The organism is Psychrobacter luti, from assembly GCF_014192115.1.
GTDB classification, from domain to species: Bacteria; Pseudomonadota; Gammaproteobacteria; order Pseudomonadales; family Moraxellaceae; genus Psychrobacter; species Psychrobacter luti.
The window spans coordinates 35,729-58,608 of the sequence record NZ_JACHXL010000006.1 but is presented as its reverse complement, the minus strand read 5'-3'; the positions used below and the strand labels follow the sequence as shown (position 1 = coordinate 58,608).

General features: G+C 42.9%; 37 protein-coding genes and 1 pseudogene. 2 read left to right on the top strand and 36 right to left on the bottom strand.

Annotated features, from left to right (window positions below; genetic code table 11):
• Positions 1 to 59: 59 nt before the first annotated feature.
• From lysM to FHS24_RS10875, 6 genes are all read right to left on the bottom strand, one after another.
• The gene (lysM, locus tag FHS24_RS10900; RefSeq protein WP_183621148.1) at positions 60 to 569 is read right to left on the bottom strand and encodes a peptidoglycan-binding protein LysM; all 510 of its coding nucleotides are present in this window, start codon (positions 567 to 569) and stop codon (positions 60 to 62) included.
• A 325-nt stretch (positions 570 to 894) separates the two neighbouring features.
• A complete protein-coding gene (gene acpP / locus FHS24_RS10895) occupies positions 895 to 1,131 on the bottom strand; it encodes an acyl carrier protein (RefSeq protein WP_025652201.1) in 237 nt (78 codons plus the stop codon).
• A 283-nt stretch (positions 1,132 to 1,414) separates the two neighbouring features.
• Positions 1,415 to 2,149 carry a 3-oxoacyl-ACP reductase FabG gene (gene fabG / locus FHS24_RS10890; RefSeq protein WP_265088166.1) on the bottom strand — a complete coding sequence of 245 codons (735 nt, stop codon included), beginning with the start codon at positions 2,147 to 2,149 and terminating at the stop codon, positions 1,415 to 1,417.
• The gene (gene fabD, locus FHS24_RS10885; RefSeq protein ID WP_183621146.1) at positions 2,140 to 3,108 is read right to left on the bottom strand and encodes an ACP S-malonyltransferase; all 969 of its coding nucleotides are present in this window, start codon (positions 3,106 to 3,108) and stop codon (positions 2,140 to 2,142) included. Before fabD ends, fabG begins: the two co-directional genes overlap by 10 nt.
• 395 nt (positions 3,109 to 3,503) lie before the next feature.
• Positions 3,504 to 3,686, bottom strand: a complete 183-nt coding sequence (gene rpmF, locus FHS24_RS10880) for a 50S ribosomal protein L32 (protein WP_011512869.1) — start codon at positions 3,684 to 3,686, stop codon at positions 3,504 to 3,506.
• 327 nt (positions 3,687 to 4,013) lie between these two features.
• Entirely contained in the window at positions 4,014 to 4,607 is a 594-nt protein-coding gene (locus FHS24_RS10875; RefSeq protein ID WP_183621145.1) for a YceD family protein, read from the bottom strand.
• A 240-nt stretch (positions 4,608 to 4,847) separates the two neighbouring features.
• On the opposite strand from FHS24_RS10875, the gene FHS24_RS10870 reads away from it, so the two are divergent.
• On the top strand, positions 4,848 to 5,546 hold the full coding sequence (locus tag FHS24_RS10870; protein WP_183621144.1) for an elongation factor P hydroxylase: 699 nt from the start codon (positions 4,848 to 4,850) through the stop codon (positions 5,544 to 5,546).
• A gap of 284 nt (positions 5,547 to 5,830) precedes the next feature.
• Positions 5,831 to 6,451 carry an L-threonylcarbamoyladenylate synthase gene (locus FHS24_RS10865; protein ID WP_183621143.1) on the top strand — a complete coding sequence of 207 codons (621 nt, stop codon included), beginning with the start codon at positions 5,831 to 5,833 and terminating at the stop codon, positions 6,449 to 6,451.
• An 81-nt stretch (positions 6,452 to 6,532) separates the two neighbouring features.
• On the opposite strand, the gene rplQ is transcribed toward FHS24_RS10865, so the two are convergent.
• The 30 genes and pseudogenes from rplQ to FHS24_RS10715 form a co-directional block, all read right to left on the bottom strand.
• Positions 6,533 to 6,892, bottom strand: coding sequence for a 50S ribosomal protein L17 (rplQ, locus tag FHS24_RS10860; RefSeq protein WP_183621142.1), 360 nt, complete (start codon positions 6,890 to 6,892; stop codon positions 6,533 to 6,535).
• A gap of 19 nt (positions 6,893 to 6,911) precedes the next feature.
• The gene (locus FHS24_RS10855; RefSeq protein WP_068408445.1) at positions 6,912 to 7,919 is read right to left on the bottom strand and encodes a DNA-directed RNA polymerase subunit alpha; all 1,008 of its coding nucleotides are present in this window, start codon (positions 7,917 to 7,919) and stop codon (positions 6,912 to 6,914) included.
• A gap of 81 nt (positions 7,920 to 8,000) precedes the next feature.
• Entirely contained in the window at positions 8,001 to 8,642 is a 642-nt protein-coding gene (gene rpsD / locus FHS24_RS10850; RefSeq protein WP_011279807.1) for a 30S ribosomal protein S4, read from the bottom strand.
• 48 nt (positions 8,643 to 8,690) lie between these two features.
• On the bottom strand, positions 8,691 to 9,080 hold the full coding sequence (gene rpsK / locus FHS24_RS10845) for a 30S ribosomal protein S11 (RefSeq protein ID WP_010196728.1): 390 nt from the start codon (positions 9,078 to 9,080) through the stop codon (positions 8,691 to 8,693).
• A gap of 20 nt (positions 9,081 to 9,100) precedes the next feature.
• Complete coding sequence (gene rpsM, locus FHS24_RS10840; RefSeq protein WP_021813384.1) at positions 9,101 to 9,457, bottom strand: 30S ribosomal protein S13; 357 nt, start codon at positions 9,455 to 9,457, stop codon at positions 9,101 to 9,103.
• The gene (locus FHS24_RS10835) at positions 9,436 to 9,645 is read right to left on the bottom strand and encodes a hypothetical protein (RefSeq protein ID WP_183621141.1); all 210 of its coding nucleotides are present in this window, start codon (positions 9,643 to 9,645) and stop codon (positions 9,436 to 9,438) included. The genes rpsM and FHS24_RS10835 overlap by 22 nt, the downstream gene beginning before the upstream one ends.
• Before the next feature lie 67 nt (positions 9,646 to 9,712).
• Positions 9,713 to 9,829 carry a 50S ribosomal protein L36 gene (rpmJ, locus tag FHS24_RS10830; RefSeq protein WP_010196721.1) on the bottom strand — a complete coding sequence of 39 codons (117 nt, stop codon included), beginning with the start codon at positions 9,827 to 9,829 and terminating at the stop codon, positions 9,713 to 9,715.
• 32 nt (positions 9,830 to 9,861) lie between these two features.
• A complete protein-coding gene (secY, locus tag FHS24_RS10825) occupies positions 9,862 to 11,193 on the bottom strand; it encodes a preprotein translocase subunit SecY (protein ID WP_183621185.1) in 1,332 nt (443 codons plus the stop codon).
• A gap of 19 nt (positions 11,194 to 11,212) precedes the next feature.
• Positions 11,213 to 11,653 (bottom strand): 50S ribosomal protein L15, encoded by a 441-nt coding sequence (gene rplO / locus FHS24_RS10820; protein WP_068034621.1) that lies wholly within the window; start codon positions 11,651 to 11,653, stop codon positions 11,213 to 11,215.
• Positions 11,653 to 11,832: a 50S ribosomal protein L30 gene (rpmD, locus tag FHS24_RS10815; RefSeq protein WP_010196714.1), complete on the bottom strand. Its 180-nt coding sequence runs from the start codon at positions 11,830 to 11,832 to the stop codon at positions 11,653 to 11,655. The genes rplO and rpmD overlap by 1 nt, the downstream gene beginning before the upstream one ends.
• A gap of 20 nt (positions 11,833 to 11,852) precedes the next feature.
• Positions 11,853 to 12,368 (bottom strand): 30S ribosomal protein S5, encoded by a 516-nt coding sequence (rpsE, locus tag FHS24_RS10810; RefSeq protein WP_010196711.1) that lies wholly within the window; start codon positions 12,366 to 12,368, stop codon positions 11,853 to 11,855.
• Between the two features lie 2 nt (positions 12,369 to 12,370).
• A complete protein-coding gene (gene rplR / locus FHS24_RS10805) occupies positions 12,371 to 12,721 on the bottom strand; it encodes a 50S ribosomal protein L18 (protein ID WP_149490924.1) in 351 nt (116 codons plus the stop codon).
• Between the two features lie 11 nt (positions 12,722 to 12,732).
• On the bottom strand, positions 12,733 to 13,266 hold the full coding sequence (gene rplF, locus FHS24_RS10800) for a 50S ribosomal protein L6 (RefSeq protein ID WP_183621140.1): 534 nt from the start codon (positions 13,264 to 13,266) through the stop codon (positions 12,733 to 12,735).
• A gap of 224 nt (positions 13,267 to 13,490) precedes the next feature.
• A complete protein-coding gene (gene rpsH / locus FHS24_RS10795; protein ID WP_183621139.1) occupies positions 13,491 to 13,889 on the bottom strand; it encodes a 30S ribosomal protein S8 in 399 nt (132 codons plus the stop codon).
• A gap of 11 nt (positions 13,890 to 13,900) precedes the next feature.
• On the bottom strand, positions 13,901 to 14,206 hold the full coding sequence (rpsN, locus tag FHS24_RS10790; RefSeq protein ID WP_011279798.1) for a 30S ribosomal protein S14: 306 nt from the start codon (positions 14,204 to 14,206) through the stop codon (positions 13,901 to 13,903).
• Positions 14,207 to 14,218: 12 nt separating this feature from the next.
• Positions 14,219 to 14,755, bottom strand: a complete 537-nt coding sequence (rplE, locus tag FHS24_RS10785) for a 50S ribosomal protein L5 (RefSeq protein WP_102077550.1) — start codon at positions 14,753 to 14,755, stop codon at positions 14,219 to 14,221.
• Between the two features lie 21 nt (positions 14,756 to 14,776).
• A complete protein-coding gene (gene rplX / locus FHS24_RS10780; RefSeq protein WP_011279796.1) occupies positions 14,777 to 15,094 on the bottom strand; it encodes a 50S ribosomal protein L24 in 318 nt (105 codons plus the stop codon).
• Between the two features lie 8 nt (positions 15,095 to 15,102).
• Positions 15,103 to 15,471 carry a 50S ribosomal protein L14 gene (gene rplN / locus FHS24_RS10775; RefSeq protein WP_010196702.1) on the bottom strand — a complete coding sequence of 123 codons (369 nt, stop codon included), beginning with the start codon at positions 15,469 to 15,471 and terminating at the stop codon, positions 15,103 to 15,105.
• Between the two features lie 181 nt (positions 15,472 to 15,652).
• The gene (gene rpsQ / locus FHS24_RS10770; RefSeq protein ID WP_183621138.1) at positions 15,653 to 15,928 is read right to left on the bottom strand and encodes a 30S ribosomal protein S17; all 276 of its coding nucleotides are present in this window, start codon (positions 15,926 to 15,928) and stop codon (positions 15,653 to 15,655) included.
• Complete coding sequence (rpmC, locus tag FHS24_RS10765; RefSeq protein WP_011279794.1) at positions 15,925 to 16,122, bottom strand: 50S ribosomal protein L29; 198 nt, start codon at positions 16,120 to 16,122, stop codon at positions 15,925 to 15,927. Before rpmC ends, rpsQ begins: the two co-directional genes overlap by 4 nt.
• A complete protein-coding gene (gene rplP, locus FHS24_RS10760; RefSeq protein WP_183621137.1) occupies positions 16,122 to 16,535 on the bottom strand; it encodes a 50S ribosomal protein L16 in 414 nt (137 codons plus the stop codon). Before rplP ends, rpmC begins: the two co-directional genes overlap by 1 nt.
• Positions 16,475 to 17,267: pseudogene (rpsC, locus tag FHS24_RS10755) on the bottom strand (30S ribosomal protein S3). The gene rplP and the pseudogene rpsC overlap by 61 nt, the downstream one beginning before the upstream one ends.
• A gap of 3 nt (positions 17,268 to 17,270) precedes the next feature.
• On the bottom strand, positions 17,271 to 17,600 hold the full coding sequence (rplV, locus tag FHS24_RS10750; RefSeq protein WP_068408473.1) for a 50S ribosomal protein L22: 330 nt from the start codon (positions 17,598 to 17,600) through the stop codon (positions 17,271 to 17,273).
• 10 nt (positions 17,601 to 17,610) lie between these two features.
• Positions 17,611 to 17,886: a 30S ribosomal protein S19 gene (gene rpsS, locus FHS24_RS10745; RefSeq protein ID WP_021813372.1), complete on the bottom strand. Its 276-nt coding sequence runs from the start codon at positions 17,884 to 17,886 to the stop codon at positions 17,611 to 17,613.
• A gap of 12 nt (positions 17,887 to 17,898) precedes the next feature.
• The gene (gene rplB / locus FHS24_RS10740) at positions 17,899 to 18,726 is read right to left on the bottom strand and encodes a 50S ribosomal protein L2 (RefSeq protein WP_183621136.1); all 828 of its coding nucleotides are present in this window, start codon (positions 18,724 to 18,726) and stop codon (positions 17,899 to 17,901) included.
• 11 nt (positions 18,727 to 18,737) lie between these two features.
• Entirely contained in the window at positions 18,738 to 19,088 is a 351-nt protein-coding gene (rplW, locus tag FHS24_RS10735) for a 50S ribosomal protein L23 (protein WP_183621135.1), read from the bottom strand.
• Entirely contained in the window at positions 19,085 to 19,687 is a 603-nt protein-coding gene (gene rplD / locus FHS24_RS10730; RefSeq protein ID WP_149490930.1) for a 50S ribosomal protein L4, read from the bottom strand. Before rplD ends, rplW begins: the two co-directional genes overlap by 4 nt.
• 14 nt (positions 19,688 to 19,701) lie before the next feature.
• Positions 19,702 to 20,340 carry a 50S ribosomal protein L3 gene (gene rplC, locus FHS24_RS10725; RefSeq protein ID WP_183621134.1) on the bottom strand — a complete coding sequence of 213 codons (639 nt, stop codon included), beginning with the start codon at positions 20,338 to 20,340 and terminating at the stop codon, positions 19,702 to 19,704.
• A gap of 48 nt (positions 20,341 to 20,388) precedes the next feature.
• Positions 20,389 to 20,700, bottom strand: coding sequence for a 30S ribosomal protein S10 (gene rpsJ / locus FHS24_RS10720; protein WP_010196670.1), 312 nt, complete (start codon positions 20,698 to 20,700; stop codon positions 20,389 to 20,391).
• 462 nt (positions 20,701 to 21,162) lie between these two features.
• On the bottom strand, positions 21,163 to 22,755 hold the full coding sequence (locus tag FHS24_RS10715) for an Rne/Rng family ribonuclease (protein WP_183621133.1): 1,593 nt from the start codon (positions 22,753 to 22,755) through the stop codon (positions 21,163 to 21,165).
• Positions 22,756 to 22,880: the final 125 nt, after the last annotated feature.

Genomic DNA, 22,880 nt, shown 5'->3' with positions numbered 1-22,880 from the left:
TCTTTGACTTTAAATATTTAACCTTCAATACTTAAAAACCTATTATATTGAAAAGCTTATTATGGCTTAGGAATACGTAGTACTTGACCAGGATAAATCTTATCTGGCTCAGAAAGCATTGGCTTATTGGCTTCGAAAATTTTCATATAATCATTGGCTGAACCATAAACTTCTTTTGCAATTTTAGATAAGCTATCACCAGATTTTACTGTATACATAGTAGATTCAGGCGCATCTTCTTCGATATCGATATTGTCGATAACTTTAGCAACGTTTTGCACGTTACCGATAGCAATAATGGCTTTTTCACGGTCTGCTTGCGTTTTCGCTTTACCACTGATTTCAGCAGTATCGGTTGAACCATTGTATTTGATTTTTAGATCGCTGATATTCAGGTTTTGTTGTTGAATACGACGAAGTAAAATATTGGCAACAGACTGAGCTGAAGGCTCACTGCTTTGTACTGGGGTGTTGGCATCCGCTTTGGTTTCTGCTTTAGCGTCATGCTTAGCATCATCACGGTTAAAGATTTTATCACCGATATCTTTTGCAAAACTGAACATACCCATATAACTGCTCCTTAAAATATTATTAATTATTATGCATGGTTATTTTACGATGGTAACGCATATCCGTTACCCACCTTTCTTGCTTACCATTATGAGTATAAGCAAAGGTATGAGCGATGAATAGTAATAGTATGTTGAGTAATGTTGATTTGGCGTAGCTTATGTTAACGTAATCGTTAACATAAGCTTTAAATATACGAGAACTGTTGCATGGAATGAAGAAACAGCGCAACAACTATTAAGCTGACATCTTTAAAAAACGCAAAAAAACCGCTTATCTACTTAAGATAAACGGTCATATCAAACGGTTTAAGCCAATAGCTAATTATAGCTGAGCTTGCACGTAATCAATAGCTTTTTGAACAGTGGTTAGTTCTGCTGAATCTTCATCAGGAATAGTGATGCCAAAATCGCTTTCAAATGACATAACCAATTCAACTAGGTCTAATGAATCAGCGCCTAAGTCTTCCATAAATGATGCATCATTGTTGATGTCTTCAACATTCATACCCAATTGTTCCGCTACTGCAGCTTTAACTCTTAGCTCGGTATCATTACTCATGTAGATTTCTCCTTTTTGATCTATTATTTTGACAAATTACTATAGTTCCGTATTGGACGCTATAGCATTATATATAAAATGGGATGTTCAGATTAATATGGCTCTCTGAGTGCACTATAACCAATTATACGTTTTGACTAATGTCTGGTAAAGCCTTGCTATCATACAGGGCTTTGACAAAAAAGTATCCGTCATTATAGCACCCTTTATTATAGTTTACACTCGTTCACAGAGTTTTTTATTATAAGTATGTAACGCTTCATTAGAATAATAAATTCTAATGCTACATATACATACCACCATTAACCGGAATAATCGCACCGGTGATGTAACTGGCTTCATCACTTGCTAAGAACGAGACAGCCGCCGCGATATCTTCTGGTTGACCCAAACGGCTAATCGGAACGGCATCGAGCATTGAATTGAGTAAACGCTCATCGAGCTCATCGGTCATATCTGTTTCAATCAAACCTGGGGCGACACAGTTAATCGTCACCTGTCTTGAGCCAATCTCGCGCGCTAGCGTACGGCTAAAACCTTCTACACCGGCTTTGGTCGCAGCATAGTTAGATTGACCCGCATTGCCCATTTGAGCGACCACAGAGGTGATATTGATGATACGACCACGGCGTGCTTTCATCATACCGCGTACCGCACGTTTACTCATACGATAAACTGAAGTTAAATTGGTATCAATCACATTGTCCCAATCTTCATCTTTCATGCGCATCAACAAGCCGTCTTGGGTAATACCCGCGTTATTGACCAATACTTGTACCGCGCCATAGACGCTTTCAATCTCTTCAAACAGTTTATCAATCTGCGCGGTATCACGCACGTCTAATACTCGACCAATACCGCCACTATCGTGTAGATATTCGTCAATAAGCGCCGCGCCTTTTTCTGTGGTCGCTGTACCAATAACAAAATGTCCCTCTTTTGCAAAACGTTTGGCAACGGCTTTGCCAATACCGCGGCTAGCACCGGTCACTAATGTAATCGTACGGCTCATGATAATACCTCCATTAACTTATCTAGACGAGCGGGCTTGTCGGTAGGATAGCTGGCAATTGGATGCGCTTGACGCTTCGCCAAATTGCTCAGGACATTACCACTGCCACACTCGATTAAAATATTAATTTGTTTATCCGCCAGCTCTTGCATGGTTTTTGACCATAAAACAGGTTCACTTAACTGCTCAGTCAATGCCTGCTTGATGCCTGTGGCGCTGGTTTCGACCCGCGCATGACGGTTTTGAATCACCGGAATGGTCGCTTGATCAAATTGAATAGCCGCCAGCTCTTCAGCCAAGGCACTGGTTGCAGGCGCCATAAGGGCACAATGCGACGGTACACTGACCTTTAATGGAATGGCTTTTTTACCAGTATTTTGTACTTTATCAATGACGGCGTTGACGCCTGCGGCATTACCTGAAACCACCACTTGTCCTGGACTATTAAAGTTTGCTGCTCCGACAATAGCATCATCAACATGCTCAGTGGCTTGTTCACACAAGTTCTCGACCCGGTGGTCTTCTAGACCTAATACTGCTGCCATCGCAGTATCAATACCAATCACCGCCTCTTGCATCAATTGGCCACGTTTATGTACTAGCTTGACAGCATCAGCAAGCGTTATCACACCAGCGGCACACAGGGCGCTATATTCCCCTAACGAATGACCCGCTAGATAACAAGGCTTGTCTTTTATTTTTTGTTGTAAAATGCGCCAAACAGCGATGCTAGCGGTCAATAATGCCGGCTGAGTATATTGAGTTTGATTAAGCCTATCTTCGTCCTGACAAATTTCCCATAAATCTTCACCAAGAGCGGTACTCGCCTCAGCAAAGGTATCACGAATTTCAGGATAGGTTTCAGTAAGCTCGCTCAGCATACCAACGACTTGCGAGCCTTGTCCTGGGAACATGACTGCGATGCGAGTGGGTTGTTTCTTTATCATATCGGGTACAGAGGCCATAACCAATATTCCTTATTTAATTGGAAATACCCCTAAATTAATGGGGTGCATTATAGAGTTAGAAAATAATTAGAAGACTTATTATATAAAGTGATGGCTATCATTATTCCTTTAAGACAGCTAACGGTGGTTAAACTATACACTGACGCAGGCAATTAGCATAGCTGCCAAAAAGCCGATTGCTTAAAATGATTCATTTATGACATTTACTGATAAGATGAATGACTGATAAAAAACGAATAACAAAAAGCCAAGTTATCTAGCTACATAATATATGATAGCGAAATAACTTGGCTTTCGTTAGCTCAAACCAATTGCTCAATAACAGCTTTATAAAGAACATCGACAGTCATAAAAACCATCATCATCTTCAGTAGCCATTAAATAACAATAAATTAAGCGTCTTGACTTACTTTAAACAACTGACGACCACGATAGAAACCATCTTTAGTCATGTGATGACGACGATGTTTTTCACCAGTAGTAGCATCAACGCTTATTTCAGCGATTTCCATACGATGATGTGAACGGCGCATGTCACGACGTGAACGACTTTTACGACTTTTTTGAACGGCCATGATATAGCTCCTATACTTAAAAGGGATAAGCTTGAAATTCAGCTTTAATCGACACTGACAGAGGCTATATAATCACAACAACCTAAGTCTTACGCATCATTAGTTAAATAGATTGCCACGTATTAAAGTGTTGATTACGTCTAAAATCTATAGTTCGTTTGCAAGGTTAGCTTCTCTCTGCCAGTGACAGGTTGCTAGAATGCAATAAACGGGACATTATACGCATGTTTCGCCAATTAATAAAGCCCTGCCTTCCACTCTTCTGCAGAAAGTTGATAAAAGGTCAGAAGCCACCATTAATTGTACTGATACTGCAAAATTATACGACTACAATTTACCTTTTAACGAGGCTAACGCCGCAAAAGGGTTTTCATTTTCTTCTTCTTCTGGTATCTCACCAAACTGCTCAACACTCATCTCGCAGTCATCATGCTTTGGTGCCATAGGTGTTTTCAGTAAAATCTCATCTTCGACCAGCTTCTTAAGCGGCAATAAACGCTCAGGTGCAGGCTCAGTAATAATTTCATCAAGCAATAAACAATCCTGCTCTTCACCGACTAAGCGCACTTGGCTTTCATTATCGAGCAATGCAATATCATAATCATCGGTCAAATCAATCGCAATCGGTTGCAAACAACGTTGGCAAGTTAACCATACTTCACCGGTTAAGGTAAAAGAGAGATGCAAAACATTATTACGGCGGTAGAGATTGGCTTTGATCTCAAGGTCTGACTGTAGATGCTCGGTCGTCAATAAGGCATTAAGACGCTCAAACGAGCGCGATGCGACTTGACCTGCCCATTCAAAACCACTGTCTTCCCATTTACTTAAGGAAATATGTTCTGGCAGATTCGCTGACGTAGTAGCTGATGCTTTATCAGCCTGAAGCGCTGAGGGCTTGTTTATTGGGGTGCTTGACATGCGCGGCCTCATTCATCAAAAACGGTGTATAATATTGCCTGCCATACTAACGGAAAGCACTGATTAGCGCTAGCGCTAGTATGTTAAGATTTTTTGGCACTAACTTTAGTAATAGTTATAGCACTGGTTTTGATGCTAATTGCTATAAACTAATTTTCGCAATAGGTTTGCCTCTCGTTTTATATTTTCCGCGTACCTTTATAAAGCGTAATGAACCTCTTACTTGGTTGCTATTTCAATATGATATCGCCCGTGGTTGATCCTGATTTTTCTCACCTACTCTCTACTCCTGCCTCCAAACGCTTACTAAAGCGTCTTCATATATTGGAAAGTGAAAAACCAAATGATAGTGACAGAATAAAGCCGCAGTTAGACGCACTGTCAGAGCAATGGCAGAAAATTATCCATGCTGAAGATATAAACCCTTTTGATGAGAATGAAAAAGCAGCGACCGATTGGCTGATAGCATTATTCAATACCTTGTTTGCGAATCAAGAAGTTATCTTAGTGCGCGGCGCGGGCGAACCAGAGTATTTTCCTGCTCAAGACAATCAGCCAGCACGTATTGAATTTGCCCATGGCTTTTTTCAAAGTGCCTTACATGAATTAAGCCACTGGAGCCTCACTGGTGATGCACGTAGAAGCTTGAGCGACTTTGGCTACTGGTATGCACCTGATGGACGCACGGCAGCGCAGCAGCAGGCATTTGAGCGTGTAGAGATTAAACCACAAGCACTTGAGTGTTTGTTTAGCTTGGCTTGCGGTCGTAATTTTAAAGTATCACAGGACAACCTATTTGCAGACTTTGATACCAGCACCAGCACCTTTGCTCATGATGTGTATCAACAAGCCAAGGCCTATGTTGCTGAGCCTCATACGCTACCGCGTGATGCCAAAACGTTATTGCAGGCATTCTTGACTATATGTAATGCTAATTAGCTGCACAATACTGCTCACCTCATATTCGCTAATTATTAAAACAACCTACTTTATAGCGTTAACGTTTTCCTACTCACAGTAACGCCTTGCCAATAAACTTATATTTGCTTTGCGCTATACTGCATAGGTGGTTTTAATTTTTTCTATAACTAATAACTTATTAGGATAGCCGGTCAGAAGAAAGTCTGATATTAAAATTATTCGCTTCAATCATGAAGCGATTAAATTGTTATATTAAGAAAGCCCATATTAAATAATCTATAATTATAAAATAAGGAATGATTATGCAAGTATTCTACATTCATCCAGAGAATCCACAACCGCGACTCATTGAACAAGCGGCAGAATTATTGCGTAAGGATCAACTAATCATTTATCCCACTGACACCAGTTATGCTTTTGGCTGTCGCTTAGGCGCAAAAGACGCATTAGAGAAGCTTAAACATATTCGTGAACTTGATGATAAGCATCAATTTACGCTGCTATGTCGCGACTTAAGTGAGATTGCCAATTATGCAAGCGTAGATAATGTGCAATTTAAACAGCTAAAAGCGCATACACCAGCACCGATTACCTTTATTTTAAACGCTACCAAAGACGTACCGAAGAAATTGGCGCATCCTAAAAAAAAGACCATTGGTATTCGAGTACCAAGCAACCCGATTGCACAAGCGCTTTTAGAAGCGATGGATGAGCCTATTTTAACCAGCTCATTAGTATTACCAAATCGCGATGATATATTGGACGATCCCTTTGAGATCGAAGAGTTATTGAGTAATCAAATAGATGGGCTAATCAATGCTGGCATCAAAACCACTAAGCTCACTACCATCGTTGATATGACTAGCAGCCAACCTGAAATTATCAGACAAGGTGCTGCTGACGTCAGCTCGCTATTGTTATAAATAAAAGCTTTTATAAAAAAACGCATAAAAAAAAGCTCCAATTAATTGGAGCTTTTTTTATCTTACAATTAGCGTGTAAAATTAGTCACGATCAACCAGTTCTACATAAGCCATTGGCGCATTGTCACCATCACGGTAACCGCATTTTACGATACGCAAATAGCCACCTGGACGTGCTTGGTAACGAGGACCAAGAGTACCAAATAGTTTGCCTACCATAGCTTTGCTACGCATACGGCTGAATGCCAAACGACGGTTAGCAACGTTGTCTTCTTTAGCCATAGTGATTAATGGCTCAGCAACGCGACGTAACTCTTTTGCTTTTGGTAAAGTTGTTTTGATCAGTTCATGCTCAAATAATGAGTTAGTCATGTTCTGAAACATTGCCTTACGATGACTGCCGGTACGACCCAGCTTGACTCCACTCTTACGATGGCGCATAGTCAAAAATCCTTAAAGTTTAACGGCTACGATAAGAAAATCGATCATCAACACGAAGGTCAGCTGGCGGCCAGTTATCTAGGCGCATACCAAGCTCCAAATCTTTAGACGCTAATACGTCCTTGATTTCCGTTAATGATTTCTTACCAAGATTTGGGGTTTTTAGTAGTTCAGTCTCTGAACGCTGTACCAAATCACCGATATAGTAAATGTTTTCAGCTTTCAAGCAGTTGGCTGAGCGAACCGTTAGTTCGAGATCGTCCACAGGGCGTAATAGCACCGGATCAACCTCTTCTTTTTCTTTCACAGGCTCAGGCGCTTCTTCAGCTTCTAGGTCAACAAAGATAGAAATCTGTTGTTGTAAAATAGTGGCTGCTTTACGAATTGCTTCTTCTGGATCTATAGTGCCATTAGTTTCAAGCTCAATGATAAGACGATCAAGATCGGTACGTTGTTCTACACGTGCGTTCTCAACCTGATAAGCAACACGAAGTACTGGACTAAAACTTGCATCAAGCTTTAAGCGTCCAATTGCTTTAGTGTCACCATCTTCACGGCGCTGGTTTGCTGGCTCATATCCACGACCCATTACTACACGCAGACGCATCTTAAGATGACCACGGTCGCTTAATGTGCCTAATACCAATTCTGGATTGATAATGTCAACATTATGCGGCAAGGTGATGTCTGCAGCAGTAATAGTGCCTGGACCTTGTTTATCCAAGGTCAAAAATACTTCATTTTGGTCATGAAGGGTGATTGCCAAGCCTTTTAAGTTCAAAAGCAAGTCAAGCACGTCTTCTTGTAGCCCTTCAAGCGTTGAGTATTCATGGTCAACACCATCAATCTCAGCTTCAATGACTGCAGCACCAGGTAATGAAGATAACAAGATGCGACGTAAGGCATTACCTAAGGTATGCCCAAAGCCGCGTTCTAACGGTTCGAGCGTGACTTTCGCAATCGTTTCATTAACCGTATCCACGTTAATGGCATTCGGCGTTAGAAACTCAGTTGCACTTAGCATCATGATGTCACCTCGATTTATTAAACTGGTTTAATTAACGTCAATTGCTCAATGCTATTTTCATAACATCGAGCATCACGTTACTTACTTAGAGTATAGCTCAACGATCAAGCTTTCGTTGATTTCAGCAGGTAGATCAATACGATCAGGCGCTTTCTTAAACGTGCCTTGTAGTTTGCTGTGGTCAACATCTAGCCATTCTGGAATACCACGTTGTGTCGCTAGTTCGATAGCGTTTTTAATACGTAGTTGTTCGCGAGATTTCTCTTGGATAGCGATGACATCACCATCTTGCAACTGAATTGATGGAATGTTCACACGAACAAACTCATCACGGCCAGCTTTTTTTACCATCACAGTACGATGGCTAACTAGCTGACGTGCTTCAGCGCGAGTTGAGCCGAAGCCCATGCGGTATACTACGTTATCAAGGCGACTCTCAAGCATTGCTAACAAGTTTTCACCAGTAGCGCCACGCTTACGAGCAGCTTCTTTGTAGTAGTTTGCAAACTGACGCTCTAATACACCATAGATACGCTTAACTTTTTGTTTTTCACGTAACTGTAGAGAGTATTCTGAACTTTTATTACGGCTAACACCATGTTGACCAGGTGGACGAGCCGATTTTTTCGTTTTTACATCGTATGGTTTAACACCAGACTTAAGGCCTAAGTCTGTACCTTCACGACGTGATAATTTGAGTTTTGGTCCAATATAACGGGCCATTGTTATGTCTCCTATAAGCTCTTATGATAAAAAGCTTCGTCTTTAATATTAGACGCGGCGCTTTTTCGGCGCACGGCAACCATTGTGTGGGATTGGGGTTACATCAGAGATGCTGTTGACTTTATAACCCAATGCACCTAGTGCTCTTACCGCAGACTCACGACCCGGTCCTGGTCCTTTGACCAAAACGTCGATATTCTTAACACCGTATTCTTGAGCCGCTTTACCAGCGACTTCAGCTGCAACCTGAGCTGCAAATGGTGTAGATTTACGTGAACCACGGAAGCCTTGTCCACCTGAAGTGGCCCAAGCCAATGCATTACCCTGACGATCGGTAATCGTAACAATGGTGTTATTAAAAGACGCATGGATATGGGCAATGCCCTCCGATACTGAACGACGAGCCACCTTTTTGCGACTGCGAGTGTCTTTTGCCATCTTTTAGCTTCCTAAGTTAATTATCTTTTGAGAGGGCGTGTCGGACCCTTACGAGTACGAGCGTTGTTCTTGGTATTCTGACCTCTAACTGGTAAGTTACGGCGATGGCGGATGCCACGGTAACAACCAAGATCAACCAAACGCTTGATATTCATTGACACTTCACGACGAAGATCACCTTCAGTCATGTAATTTGCAACTTGTGCACGGATAGCGTCTAACTGTGTATCATCTAACTGACTGACTTTAGTAGTAGGGGCAATGCCAACTGCTTCTAAGATTTTCTGAGCAGTGGTACGACCTACACCAAAGATGTAAGTTAGTGAAATAACAGCATGCTTATTATCCGGAATGTTTACGCCGGCAATACGAGCCATTGATTTCTCTCCATTAAAGAAAAACAAGCTTTATCTATAGATAAGGCGTTATTTTTCAGATTTGTTGCTGTCAATACTAAAGCTTTTATAATTATTATCGCTGTTTTGACTTGGTAACCAAGCCCATTCATTGACCATGTTATAAAAGATTTTGCATAAACTACGGCAAGTGGCGGATGATATCCCATCCGCCGTCATTTTTCAAGTATTAATTTAATTAATAGCACAAGCTTAGCGCGTTGCCCTATTAAAGTATTAACCTTGACGTTGCTTGTGGCGAGGTTCTGCAGTACAAATAATATGTACACGGCCTTTACGGCGCACAACTTTACAGCTACCACAAATCTTCTTAACTGATGCTTGAACTTTCATAGCATACTCCTTTGAGATATCGTACCGCTCATTTAAGGTTGAGTGGGCGATTGAATTAACGTCTGATCATGATATTGATGGGTCATCAAATGCGCTTGGATTTGCGAGATGAAGTCCATCACCACAACCACCATAATCAGTAACGACGTACCACCAAGTTGAAACGGTACACCAAACGATGACTGGACGACCATTGGCATTAAACAAATAACCGTCATATACATCGCGCCAATAAAGGTCAGTCGGTTTAATACATGATCGAGGTAACGCTGAGTTTGTTGTCCGGGGCGAATACCTGGGATATACGCACCACTACGTTTAAGGTTCTCTGCAACTTCACGTGGACTAAATACCAAAGCCGTATAGAAGTAACAAAAGAAAATAATCATTGCACCAAACAGAACCAAATATAGCGGCTGTCCTGGAGACAACACCAATGCCATATTCTGCAATATCTTTTGCGTTAAGGTAGGATCAGCCGATTGACCAACCCACTGCCCTAAACTTGCTGGAAACAACAATAACGAGCTAGCAAAAATGGCTGGGATAACCCCTGCCATGTTCAGCTTCAACGGCAAATGTGACTGCTGCTGAGCATATATCTTGCGACCTTGTTGTTGCTTCTGCGCATAGTTTACGGGTACACGGCGCTGAGCACGTTCAATATAAACGATACCGGCGGTCACCGCGATGCCTAGCAATACAAAGATAAAGAGTACAATCAAGTTCATCTGCCCTTGATTGACCTGTTCAATAGACTGCGAAATCATACCTGGCGTACCAGCCACAATACTCGCAAAAATGAGCATTGAGATACCATTACCTACGCCGCGCTCTGTAATCTGCTCACCAAGCCACATTAAGAACATAGCGCCAGCTACCAATGAGGTAACCGCTGGAATATAAAAGGTTAGTCCAGACGATAAAGTAAGATTCTGACTGATTAAGCCAGCACACATTCCTAATGACTGTACTAGTGCTAAAGCAAGTGTGCCCTGACGGGTATACTTGTTTAGCTTACGTCGTCCCGCTTCACCTTCTTTTTTGAGGGCTTCAAGCGATGGCAATACTGCAGACATCATCTGTACAATAATCGATGCTGAAATATATGGCATGATGCCAAGCGCCATAATAGACATACGCTCTAGTGCACCACCTGAGAACATGTTAAACATGCTCAAAATGGTATTTTCGTTGCGCGAAAACAGATCAGCCAAGTTAACCGGATTGATGCCCGGCACTGGAATATGTGACCCTAAACGATAAACAATCAATGCGCCGATTAAGAATAATAAACGCGTCCATAATTCATCATACTTACGTATAAATGCAAATGGATTGAGCGGTATACCAGCCGATGACATTGATTGTTTTGACACGTTACTACTCCTCGATGCTACCACCAGCAGCTTCGATTGCTTGCTTGGCGCCTTTAGTCACTTTGATACCTTTAAAGGTATAAGCTTTAGTAACTTCGCCTGACAACATAATACGAGCGCGTTTCATGTCATGACGGATAAGGTTAGCAGCTTTCAATGTTTCAATGCTAACCACATCGCCTTCGATTTTATTCAGTTCAGACAGACGAACTTCAGCAGTTGTCATTGCCATTTTACTGGTAAAACCAAATTTTGGTAGACGGCGATATAAAGGCATTTGACCACCTTCAAATCCTGAGCGAATGCTAGAACCTGAACGAGATTTCTGACCTTTTACACCACGACCACCAGTCTTACCAAGACCTGAACCGATACCGCGACCACGACGTTGGGCAGTTTTCTTTGCGCCAACACCTGGTGATAATTCATTTAATCTAAGTCCCATTACGCTTCCTCCACTTTTACCATGTAGTTGACGCGATTGACCATACCACGTGTTGAAGGAGTATCTTCTACTTCAACAGTATGATTAATACGGCGTAAACCCAATCCTTTCAAGCTCGCTTTGTGGCTCTTGAGGCGATGGGCACCCGATTTAAATTGAGTGACTTTCATTTTTTTCATCGTAACTCACCTAGTCTAAGTTAACCCAAGATTTCGTCTACAGATTTACCACGTTTCGCTGCCATCTTTTCTGGAGTTGACATATCACGTAAACCATTGAACGTTGCGCGAACAACGTTAGCGGTATTGGTAGAACCATAACATTTAGTCAAAACATCTTTGACACCAGCAACTTCTAATACAGCACGCATTGCGCCACCAGCGATTACGCCAGTACCTTCAGATGCAGGTTGCATATAAACTTTACTAGCACCATGACGTGCTTTGATTGGATGATACAAAGTTGCATCATTTAGCTCAACAGTAATCATATTACGTTTGGCAGCTTCTAGTGCTTTTTGAATAGCAGCTGGCACTTCACGTGCTTTACCGCGACCAAAACCAACACGACCATTGCCATCACCAACTACAGTTAGCGCGGTGAAAGAGAAAATACGACCACCTTTAACAACTTTTGCAACGCGATCAACGGTAACTAAGCGTTCTACTAGACCGTCAGTCTGTTCATTTTTATCATTTTTATCATTTCTAGCCATGATTAAAACTCCAATCCGTTTTCGCGAGCAGCTTCAGCTAAAGCTTTTACTCGACCATGATATTTAAAACCACTACGGTCAAAGGCAACTTTAGTGATACCAGCTGCTTTTGCGCGTTCTGCGATCAATTGGCCCACAGACGTCGCTGCATCAGCGTTACCAGTCGCGCCTGAACGCAAACTGCTGTCTAAGGTAGATGCCTGAGCAATCACTTCACCACCGTTCGGAGAGATAATCTGGGCATAAATGTGTTTCGGCGTACGGTTAACCGTTAGACGATGAACGCCCAAGAAACGGATATGTGCGCGGGTTTTCTTAGCTCGACGTAGACGAGCTGCTTTTTTATCAAACATTTCAACTCACCTTATTTTTTCTTGGCTTCTTTGCGAATCACATGCTCGTCACTATAACGAATACCTTTACCTTTGTAAGGCTCTGGTGGGCGGAAAGCGCGGATATTAGCCGCTGCTTGACCAAGCTGCTGCTTATTGTTTGATTTCAAAACAATTTCAGTTTGCGTTGGTGTTTCAGCCGATACACCTTCAGGTAACGTATATTCTACTGGATGTGAGTAACCAACGTTTAGCGTTACTTTATTACCAGTAGCTTGAGCACGATAACCAACACCAATTAGTTGAAGACGTCTTTCGAAGCCTTCATTAACGCCTGTAACATAGTTGTTAAGCAGAGCGCGCATGGTGCCAGTATGCATCATGGCTTCTTTTGAATCGACTGTAGGTGAGAAAATGATTGCATCATCTTCCTGTTTCAGCTCGACCAAATCATGCAGGCGTAAAGACAAATTGCCGTTCTTGCCTTTAACTTCGACCTGCCGATCGTTCAAAGTAACGCTTACGCCGTTTGGCAGCGTCACTGGGGCTTTAGCCACACGAGACATAGGAATATTCCTTAAAAAATTAACTTCTTTATATTAGCGAAAAAACTAACAGGCTAAAAAGCCTGCTAGTTTAGCATAATTGTTCCCAATAAACATCATTCAATTTTATCAATATCAAATGCTTAGCTTTCTTTGAAATTCGTGAACTCTATGTAGAGTTACCAGTATCTCAAAGGGGTTCAAGTAGACTTTATCGTCTCATTACCCATAGCAACAACTGCTAATTAGGCAACGAATGCAACGATTTCACCACCGATACCAGCAGCGCGTGCAGCACGATCGCTCATGATACCTTGGCTAGTTGATACGATAGCAACACCCATACCTTGTTTAACAGTAGGGATAGCGTCTTTACCGCGATGCTGGCGTAAACCAGGACGGCTAAAACGTTGAATCGTTTCGATAACAGGTTTGCCTTCGAAATATTTCAATTCGATAGATAAAGTTGCTTTGTTGTTGTCTTCTTCAGTAACAACAGCGTTCGCTACATAACCTTCACTAACCAATAAGTCAGCGATTGATTTACGTAGCTTAGAGCTCGGCATTGCTACCGATACTTTATTGGCCGTTTGTGCGTTACGAATACGGGTTAGCATATCCCCAACGGTATCTTGCATACTCATATAGTTACTCCTTACCAGCTTGCTTTACGAACACCAGGCACATCGCCTTGCATGACACGCTCACGCAGCATATTGCGTGATAAGCCAAACTTGCGGAAGTAACCGTGAGGACGACCTGTGATAGCACAACGATTGCGCAGACGTACTGGTGATGCGTTACGTGGTAGAGCTTGTAGCTCTAACATCGCTTCCATACGAGTTTCGTCACTTGCAGTCATATCACTGATAGTTTCTTTTAGCTTGATACGCTTGTCAGCGTATTTAGCAACCATTTTTTCGCGCTTTAATTCGCGGTTAATCATGCTCTTCTTTGCCATAACGTCTTTACCTTATTTAAATGGGAAGCCGAATGCTTTAAGCAACGCACGACCTTCTTCATCAGTACCAGCTGACGTGGTGATTGTCACATCCATACCGCGGATACGATCAATCTTGTCAAAGTCTACTTCTGGGAATACAATTTGTTCTTTGATACCCAATGAGTAGTTACCACGTCCGTCAAAGGCTTTAGGTGAAAAACCGCGGAAATCACGAATACGAGGAATTGCAATGGCAATGAGACGATCTAAAAATTCGTACATTTGCTCACCGCGTAGCGTTACTTTACAGCCAATTGGCCATTCTTCACGAATTTTAAAGCCAGCAACTGATTTACGCGCTTTGGTGACAACAGGTTTTTGACCAGCGATAGCGGTCATGTCAGCTACTGCACCTTCAAGCAATTTCTTGTCTTGAGACGCGCCGCCTACACCCATGTTTAGTGTGATTTTAGTGATTTTAGGCACCTGCATCACGTTCGCCAAACCAAGCTCTTCTTTGATTTGCTGCTTTAATTCTTCGTTATATAAAGATTTTAATCTTGCCATTACCATTACACCCTTAGTGTCTTACGCAGTCGCCACTACTTCACCGTTCGAACGATAGACGCGTTGTTTCTTGCCGTCTTCGCCGAACTGATAAGTAATACGATCAGCTTTTTGGGTTTGCGCATTTAATATTGCGACATTTGAGATATGCAGAAAAGCTTCTTGCTTAAGAATGCCACCTTCAACGCCAGTTGCCTGATTTGGCTTCTGATGTTTAGTGACAATATTAATGCCTTCAACTTTAATACGATCGTTTTTTACAGCTTGTACAGTACCTTGCTTGCCTTTGTCTTTCCCAGCAATCACGATAACTGTATCGCCTTTACGTAATTTTGACATGGATTACCTCACAATACTTCTGGTGCTAGTGATACAATTTTCATAAACTGATCACCACGTAGTTCACGAGTTACCGGTCCAAAAATACGAGTTGCAATCGGTGCTTTGTTTTGGTTCAACAATACCGCAGCATTGTCGTCAAAACGCAGAACAGAACCATCAGGACGACGAACGCCTTTTTTGGTACGTACAACTACAGCATTCATCACGTCGCCTTTTTTAACACGACCACGAGGAATGGCTTCTTTAACCGTTACTTTAATAATGTCGCCAACTGATGCATAACGACGATGAGAGCCACCCAGTACTTTAATGCACTGAACTCGTCTTGCACCGCTATTATCTGCAACTTCCAGCATCGATTCAACCTGAATCATAGCGTTACTCCACACGTATGAGCAATAAAAACCAGTTGCTGCCGCTAGCACAGTATGAGTAGTCGGCATTTTAATAATAATAACCGCTGCTACTCTTAATGTGAGTGATATACGCTCGGCGCAATCAGCATCCTTAAAAAGGCGGCTATTTTAACAGCTTCTGGCTTTTAATGCAATTTACTTAGATTTTTTCTACTTTTTCAACCACTTCAACCAAAGTCCAAGACTTGGTTTTTGAGATTGGACGCGTTTCTTTGATGCGGACAAGGTCGCCTTGTTGGCAAACGTTATTCTCATCATGAGCCTTGATTTTTGTAGAACGACGAAGCTGTTTGCCATACAAAGGATGACGAACCAGACGCTCAATCAAAACTGTGATGGACTTGTCCATCTTGTCGCTGACAACTCGTCCTGTCAATACGCTAGCATTGGTCTCTGTTTGATTGTTATCGCTCATGAGTCGCCTCGTTGTTTCTCGTTAATCAAAGTCTGAAGCTGAGCAATCGCACGACGATTGACACGCACTTCATGGGTATTCCCCAACTGACCAGTTGCTTTAGCCATACGAATACGGAAAGCATCAAGTTGCTTTTCATCAAGTAACTGGGTCAGTTCTTCTAATGATTTATCACGTAATTCACTGATCTTCATTACATTATCGTCCGCTTAACAATGGTAGTTTTAAAGGGTAGTTTTGCTGCAGCAAGCGTTAACGCTTCGCGAGCAAGGTCTTCTGAAACCCCTTCGATTTCATATAGCATTTTACCAGGCTTGACTTCGCATACCCAATATTCTACAGGACCTTTACCTTTACCCATACGTACTTCTAGTGGTTTATTGGTAATCGGTTTGTCTGGGAATACACGAATCCAAATCTTACCGCCACGCTTAATTTTACGAGTGATGGTACGACGTGCTGCTTCAATTTGACGGGCAGTCATACGACCACGAGTCAACGATTTTAGACCAATTTGTCCGAATGCAACGGTGCTTCCACGATGAGCTAGCCCAGTGTTACGACCTTTGTGCATTTTACGAAACTTGGTACGTTTTGGCTGTAACATAGTTTAACCTCTGTCTGTGTTTCGACGGTTTCCGTTTCCACGACCACGGCGTTTTGGCGCACGAGTCTGCTCTTCTTTGACGGGATTGTATACACTGTTCATGCCGTCAAGGATTTCGCCACGGAAAATCCAAACTTTTACACCGATAGTGCCGTAAGTTGTCTCTGCACGTACTGACGCATAGTCAATATCAGCGCGGAGCGTATGTAATGGCACACGACCTTCACGGTACCATTCAGTACGAGCGATCTCAGCACCGCCAAGACGGCCAGACAACTCAACTTTAATACCTTTAGCACCAGAGCGCATGCTGTTCTGTACAGCACGTTTCATCGCACGACGGAACATAACACGACGCTCAAGCTGGCTGCCGATACCATCAGCGACCAAACGTGCATCAAGATCAGGTGAAGTGATTTCTTCAATGTTGACCTGAGCAGGTACGCCCATAATCTTGGTCAATTCTTTTTGAAGTCTTTCGATATCTTCGCCTTTCTTACCGATAACAATACCAGGACGCGCAGTGGCGATGGTAATCTTAGCAGCACCAGTAGGACGCTCAATCATGATATTGCTAATCATAGCATTATCTAGTTTTTTGCGTAGATACTCGCGGACTTGAATGTCGTTGATCAGGTATTCTGAGTATTGTTTAGGGTTAGCATACCAGTTTGCATTATGCTTTTTGACAACACCAAGACGAATTCCGATTGGATGTACTTTTTGACCCATAACTTATTCTCCTACCTTTATAGTGATGTGACAAGTACGCTTACTGATACGATCAGCGCGACCTTTAGCACGTGGTAGGATACGTTTTAGCGTAATGCCTTCATCAACGTAGATGGTTGATACTTTAAGAGTATCAATATCTAGACCGTTGTTATGTTCGGCATTGGCGATGGCTGAGTCAAGACATTTCTTAACGAACACAGCGCCTTTTTTATTACTATACGTTAGGATATCCAAAGCACGCTCGATAGATTTGCCACGAACTTCATCAGCAACGAGTCTAACTTTTTGTGCCGAAATGGCGGCACCGCGTAATTTTGCAGTTACTTCCATGGTAAGCACCTTATTTCTTAGCTTTTCTGTCAATGCCATGACCACGATACGTACGAGTCGGGGCAAATTCACCTAGTTTATGACCAACCATCTGTTCACTCACGATAACCGGTACATGAGTACGGCCGTTGTGAACAGATAAAGTTAGGCCAACCATTTGTGGCAAAATCATCGAGCGGCGCGACCAAGTCTTAATTGGTTTGCGTGAGTTGGTATCTAATGCATTCTCAACTTTGGCAAACAAGTGCGCGTCTATGAATGGACCTTTTTTCAATGAACGAGGCATGAAATTCTTCCTTTATTTCTTCTTGGCGCGGCGGCGGATGATCATACTGTCAGTACGCTTATTATGACGCGTTTTAAGTCCTTTAGACTTCTGACCCCAAGGGCTGGTTGGATGGCGACCTTTGTTACGACCTTCACCACCACCATGTGGGTGATCAACCGGGTTCATAGCAACACCACGAACAGAAGGACGAACACCACGCCAACGTGAAGCACCGGCTTTACCAAGTGATTTCAAGTTGTTTTCAGTGTTAGAAACTTCACCAATAACGGCACGGCAGTTCACGTGTACACGGCGTGTTTCGCCAGAACGTAGACGTAAAATAGCATAAATACCGTCACGACCTAGTAGTTGAACGCTAGCACCCGCAGAACGAGCAATCTGTGCACCTTTACCGATTTTAAGTTCGATATTGTGAATAACAGTACCCAATGGGATGTTTTTCAGCGGTAAACAGTTACCTGGACGGATTGGAGAGTTCTCTCCTGACATTACTGTATCACCAACTGCTTGTTTTTTAGCAGCAATGATATAGCGGCGTTCACCATCAGCGTACTTAAGTAAAGCAATGTGCGCAGTACGGTTAGGATCGTATTCGATACGCTCTACCGTGGCTGGGATATTGTCTTTAGTACGTTTGAAATCGATAATACGATAATGTTGCTTATGACCACCACCGATGTGACGAGTCGTGATGCGACCATTATTGTTACGACCACCTGACTTACTTTTTGATTCGAGAAGCGCTGCAAAAGGACGACCTTTGTAAAGGTGTGGATGCACCACTTTTTCAACAAAACGACGGCCTGGTGATGTTGGCTTTGCTTTTACGATAGGCATGAGTGTAATCCTTATTCGTTGTTCGCTGTTTCACTAGTAGAAGCAGTCGTTTTTGCGACGTCTTCACCAGCATCAGCCATTTGTACATCTTGACCAGCTTTTAAGGTAACATAGGCTTTTTTATAGTCATTACGACGGCCGATATTCTTACCAAAACGCTTTGTCTTACCTTTAACATTCAAAGTGTTTACTTTTAAAACTTCAACGCCTTCGAACATCATCTCAACTGCTTTTTTAACTTCTAACTTAGTAGCGTTAGAGTCAATTTTAAATACCTGCACGCCAAGTGAATCGCCAAGCATTTGAGATTTCTCTGAGAATACAGGTCCTCTTAGGATCTGATAAAGTCTTGCGTTATTCATGCTAGTGCTTCCTCAAATTGTTTCGCAGCTTCAACTGACATGATTACTTTATCAAAAGCAATCAAGCTCACTGGATCCACTTCGTTTGTACCAAGTACATTGACGTGTGGAATGTTGCGAGCAGCTAAGTATAAGTTTTCGTCAACTTCTTTGGTGACGATTAGTGCACGAGGTGCGCCTAAGTCATTTAACTTCGCAATCAGCTCTTTGGTCTTAGGGCCAGAAACGCTTAGCTCTTCAACCAGAATTAGACGATCTTGACGAATCAATTCGGCTAGGATGCACTGCATCGCACCGCGATACATCTTACGGTTAACTTTCTGTGACCAATCTTGTGGTTTTGCAGCGAATGCACGACCACCAGAACGCCAGATTGGGCTACGAATAGAACCTGCACGAGCGCGACCAGTACCTTTTTGGCGCCATGGCTTAATGCCACCGCCAGAAACTTCGGCACGGGTTTTTTGAGCGCGTGTACCTTGGCGAGCACCAGCAAGATATGCGGTGACGACTTGATGCACTAGTGCTTCGTTGAATTCACGACCGAAAGCCGTATCAGAAAGCTCAACTGCCGCCCCTGTAACTGTTTTTAAATCCACGTTAATCCCCTTGCTTAGGCTTTGACTGACGGACGTACGATGACATCGCCACCGGTGGCACCTGGGATAGCACCCTTGATGACAAGTAACCCATTTTCAACATCAACCGATATCACTTCTAGGCCCTGAACGGTAACACGTTTGTTACCCATCTGACCTGGCATTTTTTTGCCTTTGAAGACTTTACCTGGTGACTGGTTTTGACCAGTTGAACCAAGTGCACGGTGAGATACTGAGTTACCATGAGTGGCATCTTGCATGCTGAAGTTGTGACGCTTCACGCCGCCTTGAAAGCCTTTACCTTTACTCTGTCCTGTGACATCAACCATCTGACCTTGTTCGAACAAGTCAGCTAGGATCTCACCACCAATTTCACGACCTTCAAGATCGCTTTCATTGGCACGAAATTCCCAAACACCACGGCCAGCTGCAACACCAGCTTTAGCGAAGTGACCTTTTTGAGCTGCTGTTACGCGGCTGTCACGACGGGTACCTGTGGTAACTTGGATGGCTTGATAGCCATCTACATCAGTATTTTTTACTTGAGTAATGCGGTTAGCACTGATCTCAACTACTGTTACAGGGATAGATGCGCCTGCTTCAGTGAAGACACGGGTCATGCCGCATTTTTTACCGACTAAACCGATCGCCATTTTAGACCTCTTTATATCTTATATTAATGGGTTGGGTGTTTATGTGCATTAACCCAAAGCAATTTGAACGTCAACACCCGCCGCCAAGTCAAGCTTCATTAGCGCATCCACAGTTTTGTCGGTAGGTTGAACGATGTCAACCATACGCTTATGAGTACGGATTTCGTACTGATCACGAGCGTCTTTGTTTACGTGTGGTGAAGTTAGAACGTTGAAGCGCTCAATGCGAGTCGGCAACGGTACAGGACCACAAACTTGCGCACCGGTGCGCTTTGCAGTATCAACAATCTCTTGTGCAGATTGATCAATCAGACGATGATCAAAAGACTTAAGACGGATACGGATTCTCTGGTTAGCCATGCCAGCAAGCTCCTAATATGTGCCTTTGTCATTCTTGCTTTGCAAGTAAATGAGCAAAAGCCGTTTGGTTAAATATTCACTTAAAGCGGCCTTCTGTTCTAAACCAGAATGAGTTCGTTAACGGAACTTATAGCGTGCCAAAAGCAAAATAGTTTAAAGCCCCGCCGACCCTTCCATTATAGGATGTCAGCAAAGGCATAATGAAATAGTGCTAGAAACGATGCTCTAGCTGTCATAGCGCCAGCTGTTTGATTGGCTGCGCATATATAATTCAGTGGTGTGTATTATACATAATTTTTGACCCATTGCAAGGAGGTTATTTGCAATGATGGCAGATAATGGTTGATATAAAACATTATTTGTACACTACATCCCTACTCTTTATAGGAGTATTGGTCATTAAAGGTTAACTGCAGTCGCTAACTTCTAAACTACTTGATTTGGGTATTTAATAATAACCGCTTAATCTAGAACAATATCATACTGCTCTTGGGTATAAAGATTTTCGACATCAAAAGTAATAACCCGACCCAATAGGTACTCTAAATCTGCCACGGTGTCCGACTCTGATGTCAATAATAAGTCAATGACTGCGGCATGAGCAACGACGGTAAATTTCTTTGGCGAATTATAAGTGCGAGCACAGCGCATGATTTCACGGAATATCTCAAAGCAGACGGTTTCAGCGGTCTTAACAAAGCCGCGACCCTGACAGGTTGAACACGGCTCACAAAGCTGCTGACCGAGCGATTCACGGGTACGTTTACGCGTCATCTCAACCAAGCCAAGCTCACTGACTTGAGTGATTTTGGTTTTAGCATAATCTTGTGTGAGCTGTGCCTGCAAACTCTCAAGAATATCGTCTTTATGCTGCTGCTCAAGCATATCGATAAAATCTAGAATGATAATACCGCCTAGATTACGTAGACGTAGCTGCCGCGCTATCGCATGGGTGGCTTCAAGATTGGTTTTATAAACAGTATCTTCTAACGAGCGCGCACCAACGAAAGAGCCGGTATTAACATCAATCGTGGTCATCGCTTCGGTTTGATCAATAATTAGATAGCCGCCGGATTTTAAATCAACACGGCGTTTTAAGGCGTCACGTAAATCGTCCTCGACACGGTGCACGTCAAACAGTGACTGCTCAGCGTTATAATGCACAATTCGATCATAAACAAAGGGGACAAATTCTTTTGCAAAGTACCTAACCTGCTCATAGATTTGTGCATTATCAATAATAACTTTTTCGGTATCAGCATGTACCAAGTCACGAATGGAGCGCAAAGGTAGCGATAACTCTTGATAGATAAGCTCGGAGCTTTGATTGGGCTTCATTTCTTGGCGACGTGCGCAAATGGTGCGCCACAGCTGCAATAAATAGTAAATGTCTTCTTCAAGCTTATCGACGGGTACACGCTCAGCCGCTGTACGGGCAATGAGACCGCCTTTTAGGTTGACGGTTTGCATCAGGCTACTCAGCTCAGTTTTCAGCCGTGTACGCTCTTCATCACCATCAATACGTTGCGAGATACCGATATGCTCACTTGATGGCAGGTAAACCAAATAGCGTGATGGCAGCGAGATATTGGTGGTTAGACGCGCGCCCTTGCTACCGAGCTGGTCTTTAGTGACTTGTACTAGAATACGTTGGCTTTCGTGCAGACGATGCTGAATCAGAGTTTTTGCAACGGGTACGACTTCAGTGCTTTGCGCACTGACAACGGGCGGCGTGATTGCTAATTCATCAGTAGCAGCATCTATAATAGTGCGTTCGTTATTGATCGAGTCTTGGGCTTTATTTTTCTTTTCGGCGACTGGACGCGGCTCACGCTGCATATCGTTGACATGTAAAAATGCGGTGCGCGATTGTCCAATATCAACAAAGGCTGCCTGCATACCGGGAAGCACACGTACCACCGTCCCTAGATAGATATTGCCGACCAAACCCAGTTTATTATGACGCTCAATATAAATCTCGCCTAAGACACCGTTATCCAATACGGCGACCCGAGATTCCATGGGACTAATATTAATCAGCAGCTCTTCGGACATAATATTTTCTCTTATCACTCAGCTTTCTTGTGAAGCGTTCATAGTTTGGTAGCCTCACAGTGTATCAAATGCACCTTGCGTTTGCCCATCACCCTACCGTGTCATTATGTGCATAAGGGTTAGCC

Coding starts and splice junctions, on each gene's coding strand:
- rplP (WP_183621137.1), bottom strand. CDS start 16,535: ATGTTACAGCCAAAACGTACCAAGTTTCGTAAAATGCACAAAGGTCGT.
- secY (WP_183621185.1), bottom strand. CDS start 11,193: ATGTCATCGGCTGGTATACCGCTCAATCCATTTGCATTTATACGTAAG.
- rpmD (WP_010196714.1), bottom strand. CDS start 11,832: ATGAAAAAAATGAAAGTCACTCAATTTAAATCGGGTGCCCATCGCCTC.
- rpsH (WP_183621139.1), bottom strand. CDS start 13,889: ATGAGTATGCAAGATACCGTTGGGGATATGCTAACCCGTATTCGTAAC.
- rpsK (WP_010196728.1), bottom strand. CDS start 9,080: ATGGCAAAAGACACTCGCAGTCGCAAAAAGGTGGCTCGTCGTTCAGTA.
- FHS24_RS10870 (WP_183621144.1), top strand. CDS start 4,848: ATGATATCGCCCGTGGTTGATCCTGATTTTTCTCACCTACTCTCTACT.
- FHS24_RS10715 (WP_183621133.1), bottom strand. CDS start 22,755: ATGTCCGAAGAGCTGCTGATTAATATTAGTCCCATGGAATCTCGGGTC.
- rplR (WP_149490924.1), bottom strand. CDS start 12,721: ATGTTTGATAAAAAAGCAGCTCGTCTACGTCGAGCTAAGAAAACCCGC.
- rpsS (WP_021813372.1), bottom strand. CDS start 17,886: ATGCCTCGTTCATTGAAAAAAGGTCCATTCATAGACGCGCACTTGTTT.
- FHS24_RS10855 (WP_068408445.1), bottom strand. CDS start 7,919: ATGATGCTAAGTGCAACTGAGTTTCTAACGCCGAATGCCATTAACGTG.
- rplC (WP_183621134.1), bottom strand. CDS start 20,340: ATGGCGATCGGTTTAGTCGGTAAAAAATGCGGCATGACCCGTGTCTTC.
- rplN (WP_010196702.1), bottom strand. CDS start 15,471: ATGATTCAGGTTGAATCGATGCTGGAAGTTGCAGATAATAGCGGTGCA.
- rplO (WP_068034621.1), bottom strand. CDS start 11,653: ATGGGACTTAGATTAAATGAATTATCACCAGGTGTTGGCGCAAAGAAA.
- FHS24_RS10875 (WP_183621145.1), bottom strand. CDS start 4,607: ATGTCAAGCACCCCAATAAACAAGCCCTCAGCGCTTCAGGCTGATAAA.
- rplQ (WP_183621142.1), bottom strand. CDS start 6,892: ATGCGCCATCGTAAGAGTGGAGTCAAGCTGGGTCGTACCGGCAGTCAT.
- rpmF (WP_011512869.1), bottom strand. CDS start 3,686: ATGGCCGTTCAAAAAAGTCGTAAAAGTCGTTCACGTCGTGACATGCGC.
- rpmC (WP_011279794.1), bottom strand. CDS start 16,122: ATGAAGATCAGTGAATTACGTGATAAATCATTAGAAGAACTGACCCAG.
- rpsQ (WP_183621138.1), bottom strand. CDS start 15,928: ATGAGCGATAACAATCAAACAGAGACCAATGCTAGCGTATTGACAGGA.
- fabD (WP_183621146.1), bottom strand. CDS start 3,108: ATGGCCTCTGTACCCGATATGATAAAGAAACAACCCACTCGCATCGCA.
- rpsD (WP_011279807.1), bottom strand. CDS start 8,642: ATGGCCCGTTATATTGGACCAAAACTCAAATTATCACGTCGTGAAGGT.
- FHS24_RS10835 (WP_183621141.1), bottom strand. CDS start 9,645: ATGGGATATCATCCGCCACTTGCCGTAGTTTATGCAAAATCTTTTATA.
- rplW (WP_183621135.1), bottom strand. CDS start 19,088: ATGAATAACGCAAGACTTTATCAGATCCTAAGAGGACCTGTATTCTCA.
- rplE (WP_102077550.1), bottom strand. CDS start 14,755: ATGGCAAGATTAAAATCTTTATATAACGAAGAATTAAAGCAGCAAATC.
- rpsM (WP_021813384.1), bottom strand. CDS start 9,457: ATGGCTCGTATTGCCGGCGTAAACATTCCGGATAATAAGCATGCTGTT.
- rpmJ (WP_010196721.1), bottom strand. CDS start 9,829: ATGAAAGTTCAAGCATCAGTTAAGAAGATTTGTGGTAGCTGTAAAGTT.
- rpsJ (WP_010196670.1), bottom strand. CDS start 20,700: ATGGCTAACCAGAGAATCCGTATCCGTCTTAAGTCTTTTGATCATCGT.
- rplF (WP_183621140.1), bottom strand. CDS start 13,266: ATGTCTCGTGTGGCTAAAGCCCCAGTGACGCTGCCAAACGGCGTAAGC.
- rplV (WP_068408473.1), bottom strand. CDS start 17,600: ATGGAAGTAACTGCAAAATTACGCGGTGCCGCCATTTCGGCACAAAAA.
- rpsE (WP_010196711.1), bottom strand. CDS start 12,368: ATGGCTAGAAATGATAAAAATGATAAAAATGAACAGACTGACGGTCTA.
- rpsN (WP_011279798.1), bottom strand. CDS start 14,206: ATGGCAAAGAAGAGCATGATTAACCGCGAATTAAAGCGCGAAAAAATG.
- rplX (WP_011279796.1), bottom strand. CDS start 15,094: ATGTCAAAATTACGTAAAGGCGATACAGTTATCGTGATTGCTGGGAAA.
- rplB (WP_183621136.1), bottom strand. CDS start 18,726: ATGCCTATCGTAAAAGCAAAGCCAACATCACCAGGCCGTCGTTTTGTT.
- FHS24_RS10865 (WP_183621143.1), top strand. CDS start 5,831: ATGCAAGTATTCTACATTCATCCAGAGAATCCACAACCGCGACTCATT.
- acpP (WP_025652201.1), bottom strand. CDS start 1,131: ATGAGTAATGATACCGAGCTAAGAGTTAAAGCTGCAGTAGCGGAACAA.
- lysM (WP_183621148.1), bottom strand. CDS start 569: ATGGGTATGTTCAGTTTTGCAAAAGATATCGGTGATAAAATCTTTAAC.